Raw genomic sequence first — 6,810 nt, 5'->3', positions numbered from 1 at the left:
GCAATGAGTGGGAGCTTAATACTTGAACCTAGGCGAGAAAGATCCTTCCCTAGAGTCGTGAAGAAAAAGCCAAGCCGATACCCTAGAAAATACAATGCCGCTCACCTTAAGTGAACGGCATTAGAGCTAAGCTCTGGCTTTATTAATACCGGATAGTATTTCATCAGCAGTACCCATTGATACTGATTTATGAGCAATTTCTCTGCCGTCGTCATCAAACAACGATAGTCTATATCCTTGATAACTTGGATTGTTTTCATCTGATGGAGCATGTAGCCATAGTGAAACCACATCACTCATCCCATTGCTTAAAGCCTCTCCTAAGATCACTTTTTGACTCGCCACTTTATACCAAACTAAGATTCTGGATTGATGAAACATGTCAGCCTCCTGCCGAATTTTCTCAAGCGGACTGACAGTATAAAGAGAAAGATTGCTCAAAAAAGACTCAAAACTGAGACAAATTTATCTCCTGCTATAAATCATAAACTTAGCCTTTAGACCAAATAATCATAAGATGCATACGCAATAGAACATCCATTGTAAGCACAAAAAACATTCAGTTATGAATAAGCAGTGACAAATTTAAAATCGTTTAATATTCAATATGATAGTAAAAAACTGCTAACTACACACTCAGTTGTTAATCATACTCGATGGCAAATACATCTCTTTTATTGGAGCCACAGAGCCATATTGCGTAAAAACAGGTTTGTTGGAAAGGTAACGACGTAGCATATCGGCAGCAATAGTTGCTATCAGTTCACGTTGCTCACTAGCACTGTAGCTTCGTTTAAATTTGAGTATTTGCCCCCACTCTCCCTGCGGAGCAGATAAAGCAAGACTAAATTGATCGTCAATCAAAGTGCCAGTGACTAAAGACAATGAGGTGGAACATTTTTCTTTTGTCGCTCCAGCAAGAGCTAACGATGCGGCTAGCGGATCTTGATCACCAAGGTCAGATTCTACACTGCGGCTCAGAATCCAACTATGGGCACTCAATGCTTCAACTTGCTCATTACTTAATAACCAACTTGCGAGCCAACCTTTCGTTGCTTGTTCTGCAATCGCTAGTGATTGCCCTTTTTCTTGCATTAAATGGCCAATGTGCGCAAGCATCGGTTCATCAACACTCACCACATATTGCTCTAAGTGCTTGTAGATAATTTGCAATAGTTGTACGCGTCGCTCTATATCTTCTTTAGGGCCAAATAATTTCACCTCAATAAACGGCAGATATGAGCGATAGCCAAGCATATACCCCTCAGGCAAGACCATTTTGTCTAACTTATCTGAGATAGCCGATTCAGATGAACCAAAAGTAAATAAGCGGCAGCACTCTAATCCTGTCTGCTGTGGGTAATGAGCTTTTAAATCCGGCAGTACCTGCTGAGTGATCATTTGCTTGAATTCACTTGGCACGCCAGGAGTAAAGTAGCACTGACATTCATTTATCAAGACCTTAAACCCACAAGCAGTACCGATTGGGTTATCAATAATTTCTGCACTTTCAGGTAGCATCGCTTGCTTGAGGTTACTTTCTGGCATGATAACTCCACGCTGAACAAAAAATGCTTCCAGTACTTTTTGCCATTGTGGAAATAACACCAGCTTCTGCTCAGCCGCTTGAGCCGCTGCTGCCGCACTGACATCATCTGAAGTTGGTCCAAGTCCACCATTCACAATCAGCACATCATTATTGAAACTGAGCATTAGTAATTCTTCGACCAAAGACTGTTGATTATCACCAACCGTTGAGCGTTTCACTAATGAAAAGCCATGTTCAAAAAACTCGCTGGATAGCCAAGCCGCATTGGTATCGACAATGTCGCCATGAAGAACTTCTTCACCCGTGCTTAACATCGCTATTTTCAACATAATGTGTCCTTTTGTGTAAACTCACACTGCTATTGGTGCTGCAAAGTATAAAGTGCAAAATATAACTGTTTGAATGCAATTTTTCTCATAAGTTTCGCTAATTGGATAAAATACTGTTTTCATCTCTAAGAGTTTAATAGATAATTGTGATTCTGATCATTAAAAACAAAAACTTGGAGCCTTCCGTGCCAAAGAAAAGCATCATTGCAATGATGTTATCGTTTCCAACTTGCGCCAGCGCGAGTACTTACGATTTCAACCAACACATTGAGTTTTCCTATACGGTCGACTGTAATCAAACATCTTGTTTTAATGATAATTTAAATATTTATCAGCCAAATTCGCCATTTTCAACCAGTTTAGTGGAATCTCAAGAGTTGAACCTTGAAGAGCCAGCTCTACCTAAATATCTCACCGTACAAGATACAAAAGACTGGGATTACCTAAAAAGTCAGACGTATACAATTCTGGGGTTAAGTGTCGCAACCGTTGGTTTAATGACGTTCTTACCAGAATCAGTCACTAAATGGGAAAAAGACGGTGACAATAAGGTGTTTAAAAAGTGGAAAGACAATGTCTCTTCTGGTCCTACATGGGATCGCGATGAACATTATTTGAACTATATTATGCATCCCTATTTTGGTGGCGTTTACTACACGGCAGCAAGACATGCCGGTTTTAATGAATTTGAATCTTTCTTATATTCTGGTGTGATGTCTACTTTCTTCTGGGAATATGGCGTTGAAGCATTCGCGGAAATCCCTTCTTGGCAAGACTTGTTTGTGACACCATTCTTTGGTGCCGTTGTCGGTGAGCTAATGTTTGAAGCAGAGCAAGAGATAGTGGCTACTGGCGGTGAAGTATGGGGCTCACCCACCATGGGCAATGTGACTTTATTCTTTCTTAACCCCGTAGGCCATATTCATGGCTGGGTATCGAATGCTTGGAATGGTGACGCGCAATTTCAATTCAGTAGTAGCCCATGGTTTGGTAACCAAGACGCAGCGAAGTACGCTTTAGACGCCGGAGCCAGTTATGACTCTCAGTTTTATGGCATTGACTTAAAAATCACCTTTTAATTAGATTTAACAGCAAACGTTTCCCATTAAAAAAAAAGCAATAGCGCATAGTTGCTGTTTTTTTGTGGGATAAGTTTGAATACTGACAACCATTAATGGTGCAAGCTGAAAATATTGACTTTCGTCAAATATTCTTTGTCTTAGACTCCTACACTGAATGAAAGAAACCATTTAAAACGGTTTACATTTCGTCTGTTGGCTTTAGGAGGCTCAGTATGAATAGTACATTTATCGTCAACTTCGTAGGTAAAGCGACACCAACAACCATTAAACAACTTGCTGCTATCACACATGAGAATGGCGGTAAATGGCTTATCAGCAAAGTGAATTTTATTGAAAGCCAAGTCGCCGCTGTAATAAAAGTGGAACTTCCAACTCAAAATGCACAGCTCGTACAGCAAGCTTTTATTGACCATCCCGAGCTGCTTGTACAAATCGTTGAATCAGACCCACATAGTCATCAAAGAGAAACTATTTATCAGCTCAGGTTAGATGCGAGTGATCGCGCTGGCATTGTCAACGAAATAACGAGTATTCTTGATAATCAAGGCATTAGCATCTTAGATATGGACTGCCAACGAGTGTTTATTGCTGGTGGTGGCGGAGTAAGCTCCAGTTTGTTTACTGCTAATATGGCAATTAAGTTACCGACTGAAATACAAATTGAAGATGTTGTCGATGAGCTTGAAGCCTTAAGCGAAGATACTCGGGTTATACTTGAAGCTTAATTAGCCCTTATTAAATTTAAACCTATCACCATACATAGAGGTGAGCTATATGGCTCCCTCTTTATTTATCTATTGACCCACTCAATATAAAAATGTGATTACCACTACAAAATACACTCAAAATATTCGAAAAATTATGATCTTAGTCCACGATATAGCATGTGGATAAAAAAATAATTATATCTGTCCATTTACTTTATAACCGACACCCAACGGTAAAGATTGGGGTCTATAAATGGTGGTAACGTCATGTTGAAGCTTGGAAATATTAAAGTCAGCTATAAGCTGACTGCAATTGTTGTGGTTGCAATTATCGGTTTATTGAGCCTACTGCTCATTTCCGCAACTGCTCTAAAAGATAATTTACTCACAGAGCGAGAATCTCGGCTCAATGCCGTACTTGATACCGCTTTATCGCAAATAGCACACCTTCAACAAACTCTTCCCGAGGAAGAGGCCAAAAGGCAAGCCAAGAGCCTAATCAACGCAATACGCTTTGATAGCGGTAATTATATATTTGTTATTGATGAGTCTCGCCATACTATTGCCCATCCTATCAGGGCCGATCTTGTCGGAAAACAAATGGGAAACCCAGGTAAAGATACTGAAGGCCAGTTTTGGTTTACAATGGTCGATTTAGCCAAAGATGGTAAACAAGGGCTTTTAACCTACCCTTGGCAAACAAATACCGGCAAACCCGCCAACAAACTTTCGGCTGTTCATGGGTTCTTACCTTGGCGCTGGATACTAGGCTCAGGCATGTTGATTGACGATATAGATCAAGCCGTTAATAAGCAGCTACTAAAAATGGGCGTAGCAACACTCATCGTTCTCGCTATACTGACATTACTTGGAGTAATCATCAGCCGAGCGATTATTACTCCACTTGAAGCCATTAAAGAAGTGATGAAAAAAGTAGCAAGCGGTGACTTGACAGCCAAAGTGCCAGTTATGGGTAAGGATGAAATTGGCATTGTGGCATCTCGTATCAACGATAGTGTTGAATCTGTTCGAACTGCATTAACCGAATCTGTCACTTCGGCCAATTTACTGGCTGAAGCGGCTATTCGCATCGCATCTTCTGCCGAAGAAACAAGCCAAGCGGTCACAAGTCAGCGCGATCAGCTCAGCCAGCTAGCGACTGCTATGAATGAAATGAGCGCAACGGTTGCTGACGTCGCAGGCCACGCAGAAGAAACTGCAAAAGATACACTAGATGCCAGCAAAGAAGCCGGACTCGGTGATAAAGATGTGCATTCCAGCGTTGATAGTATCAAAGCACTATCGCAGGAATTAGAAGTCGCGACTGAGCAAGTACATAAATTAAAAGAGGGAGTGATGCAAATTAGCGAAGTAACTACGGTTATCAGCGGAATTTCAGAACAAACCAACCTTCTCGCATTAAATGCCGCCATCGAGGCGGCTCGCGCTGGTGAACAAGGGCGAGGCTTTGCTGTCGTTGCCGATGAGGTAAGAAACCTCGCCAGTCGAACCCACCATTCAACGGACCAAATCCAAACGACAATTAACCGCTTGCAACAATTGGCAGTCAGCAGTTCCAACGCGATGCAAAAAAGTCAAGATTTAGCATACAGTAGTGTTGAGCGCGCTGAAAATGCAGGTAGCGATTTATCTTTAATCGTTACTCATATACAGCATGTGAGCGATAAGGCAATGCAAATTGCAACCGCAGCAGAACAACAAAGTGCTGTCGCAGAAGAGATGAACCGCAACGTAAGTGGAATTAATGATTCTGCGCTAGAAATGTCACAGGCAGCCAATTACCTTGCTGAAGAAAGTGAAACTCTTGCTGACCTGTCCCGCCAATTAGATGACAAGATGAAAAGTTTCAAACTGTAAAATAGTGCCAATTTATCGATAGTAAAAAGCCCCGCAATAGACTTGCAGGGCTTTCTTACATTATTTTACTGACCATTGAGACAACGAACGTTTAAAGTCAGCATAGCCAAATTCATTCAATTTCTGAATATCACCATCAAGGCGTTCACAATAAACTGATGGCATTTTCAATCCGTTAAACCAATTGAGTTTCACCATGGTGTAACCTGCACTATCTAAAATATGCAATTTTTGACCAATCTTTAATGGTTGCTCAAAAGACGCAATACAGAATTGGTCACCGGCTAAACATGAACAAGAACCGATAACGTATTGATGCTGACCCTCTTCACTGGCCTCAAGAATCGAAGCTGGTTCATTATAAATCAGCGTATCTAAGCGATGCGCTTCTGTTGCGGAATCCACAATCGCTGTTTTCATGCCGTTTTCAACGATATCAACCACAGTTACTATCAAGTCTGCTGTTTTGGTAATTATGGCTTCACCCGGCTCAAGGTACAGTTGAACACCATGCTTTTCAGAAAACGCTTTTAATGCAAGGCCTAATTTTTCGACATCATAACCAGGCCAAGTAAAGAAAACGCCACCGCCTAAGCTAACCCAGTCTAACTTATCTAGATACTGGCCAAAGTGCTCAGAGATTGAATCGAGCAAACCAATAAAGGCATCAACGTCTTTGTTCTCACAGTTCATGTGGAACATTACGCCGTTAATGGTTTCAAAGATTGAGGCATCAATATGATCAGTTTGAACCCCTAAACGAGAAAACTGACGAGCAGGGTTCGCTAAATCTTGACCTGCGTAGCTAACTCCAGGGTTTAAACGCAGACCTATAGATGCTTTTCCTTGTACTAGATGACGATAAGCCGCCAACTGAGATTGTGAGTTGAAAATCATCTTATCGCAGATATCGACGACTTCTTTTACGTCATCTTCACTGTAACCAACGCTGTAGGCGTGAGTCTCACCACCAAACGTTTCGTAACCTAACCTGACTTCAAATGGGCCACTACTGGTTGTGCCATCTAAATAAGGCTTGATGATGTCAAACACACCCCAAGTTGAGAAACATTTCAGAGCCAATACCAATTTAACGCCAGAGATCTCTTTTAGCTGTTTCGCAATTTCTAAATTTGCAATCAACTTAGCTTCATCAATCATGAAATATGGGGTTTTGAGTTCGCTTTTTTGCATCTATTCATCACTCTTAAAATCGAACAAAGCCGACACTTATCGCATCGGCTTGGAATAAGTCATCGCTACTG

6 protein-coding genes are annotated in these 6,810 nt (G+C 41.2%); 3 read left to right on the top strand and 3 right to left on the bottom strand.

Annotated features, from left to right (window positions below; translation table 11 throughout):
* Positions 1–126 precede the first annotated feature (126 nt).
* Both AACW06_RS15865 and AACW06_RS15860 read right to left on the bottom strand, forming a co-directional pair.
* The gene (locus AACW06_RS15865) at positions 127–381 is read right to left on the bottom strand and encodes a 30S ribosomal protein S6 modification protein (RefSeq protein WP_192075810.1); all 255 of its coding nucleotides are present in this window, start codon (positions 379–381) and stop codon (positions 127–129) included.
* A 255-nt stretch (positions 382–636) separates the two neighbouring features.
* Positions 637–1,878: a CinA family nicotinamide mononucleotide deamidase-related protein gene (locus AACW06_RS15860; protein ID WP_192075809.1), complete on the bottom strand. Its 1,242-nt coding sequence runs from the start codon at positions 1,876–1,878 to the stop codon at positions 637–639.
* Between the two features lie 146 nt (positions 1,879–2,024).
* On the opposite strand from AACW06_RS15860, the gene AACW06_RS15855 reads away from it, so the two are divergent.
* The 3 genes from AACW06_RS15855 (at position 2,025) to AACW06_RS15845 (ending at position 5,545) form a co-directional block, all read left to right on the top strand.
* Positions 2,025–2,957: a DUF3943 domain-containing protein gene (locus tag AACW06_RS15855; RefSeq protein ID WP_443263623.1), complete on the top strand. Its 933-nt coding sequence runs from the start codon at positions 2,025–2,027 to the stop codon at positions 2,955–2,957.
* Between the two features lie 215 nt (positions 2,958–3,172).
* Positions 3,173–3,685: a glycine cleavage system protein R gene (locus tag AACW06_RS15850; RefSeq protein ID WP_192075807.1), complete on the top strand. Its 513-nt coding sequence runs from the start codon at positions 3,173–3,175 to the stop codon at positions 3,683–3,685.
* Between the two features lie 249 nt (positions 3,686–3,934).
* A complete protein-coding gene (locus AACW06_RS15845; protein WP_192075806.1) occupies positions 3,935–5,545 on the top strand; it encodes a methyl-accepting chemotaxis protein in 1,611 nt (536 codons plus the stop codon).
* Positions 5,546–5,605: 60 nt separating this feature from the next.
* Here AACW06_RS15845 and nspC read toward each other — a convergent pair whose 3' ends face one another.
* A complete protein-coding gene (gene nspC, locus AACW06_RS15840) occupies positions 5,606–6,739 on the bottom strand; it encodes a carboxynorspermidine decarboxylase (RefSeq protein WP_192075805.1) in 1,134 nt (377 codons plus the stop codon).
* Positions 6,740–6,810: the final 71 nt, after the last annotated feature.

The organism is Vibrio sp. S12_S33 (genome assembly GCF_963889785.1).
In the GTDB taxonomy this organism is placed as follows: domain Bacteria; phylum Pseudomonadota; class Gammaproteobacteria; order Enterobacterales; family Vibrionaceae; genus Vibrio; species Vibrio aestuarianus.
Note: the sequence above shows the minus strand (reverse complement) of the source record. Positions and strands in the feature narration are given on the sequence as shown.

Excerpts from the sequence above, each read along its gene's own strand:
- AACW06_RS15860 (WP_192075809.1), bottom strand. The coding sequence starts at position 1,878 with ATGTTGAAAATAGCGATGTTAAGCACGGGTGAAGAAGTTCTTCATGGC.
- AACW06_RS15865 (WP_192075810.1), bottom strand. The coding sequence starts at position 381 with ATGTTTCATCAATCCAGAATCTTAGTTTGGTATAAAGTGGCGAGTCAA.
- AACW06_RS15845 (WP_192075806.1), top strand. The coding sequence starts at position 3,935 with ATGTTGAAGCTTGGAAATATTAAAGTCAGCTATAAGCTGACTGCAATT.
- AACW06_RS15850 (WP_192075807.1), top strand. The coding sequence starts at position 3,173 with ATGAATAGTACATTTATCGTCAACTTCGTAGGTAAAGCGACACCAACA.
- nspC (WP_192075805.1), bottom strand. The coding sequence starts at position 6,739 with ATGCAAAAAAGCGAACTCAAAACCCCATATTTCATGATTGATGAAGCT.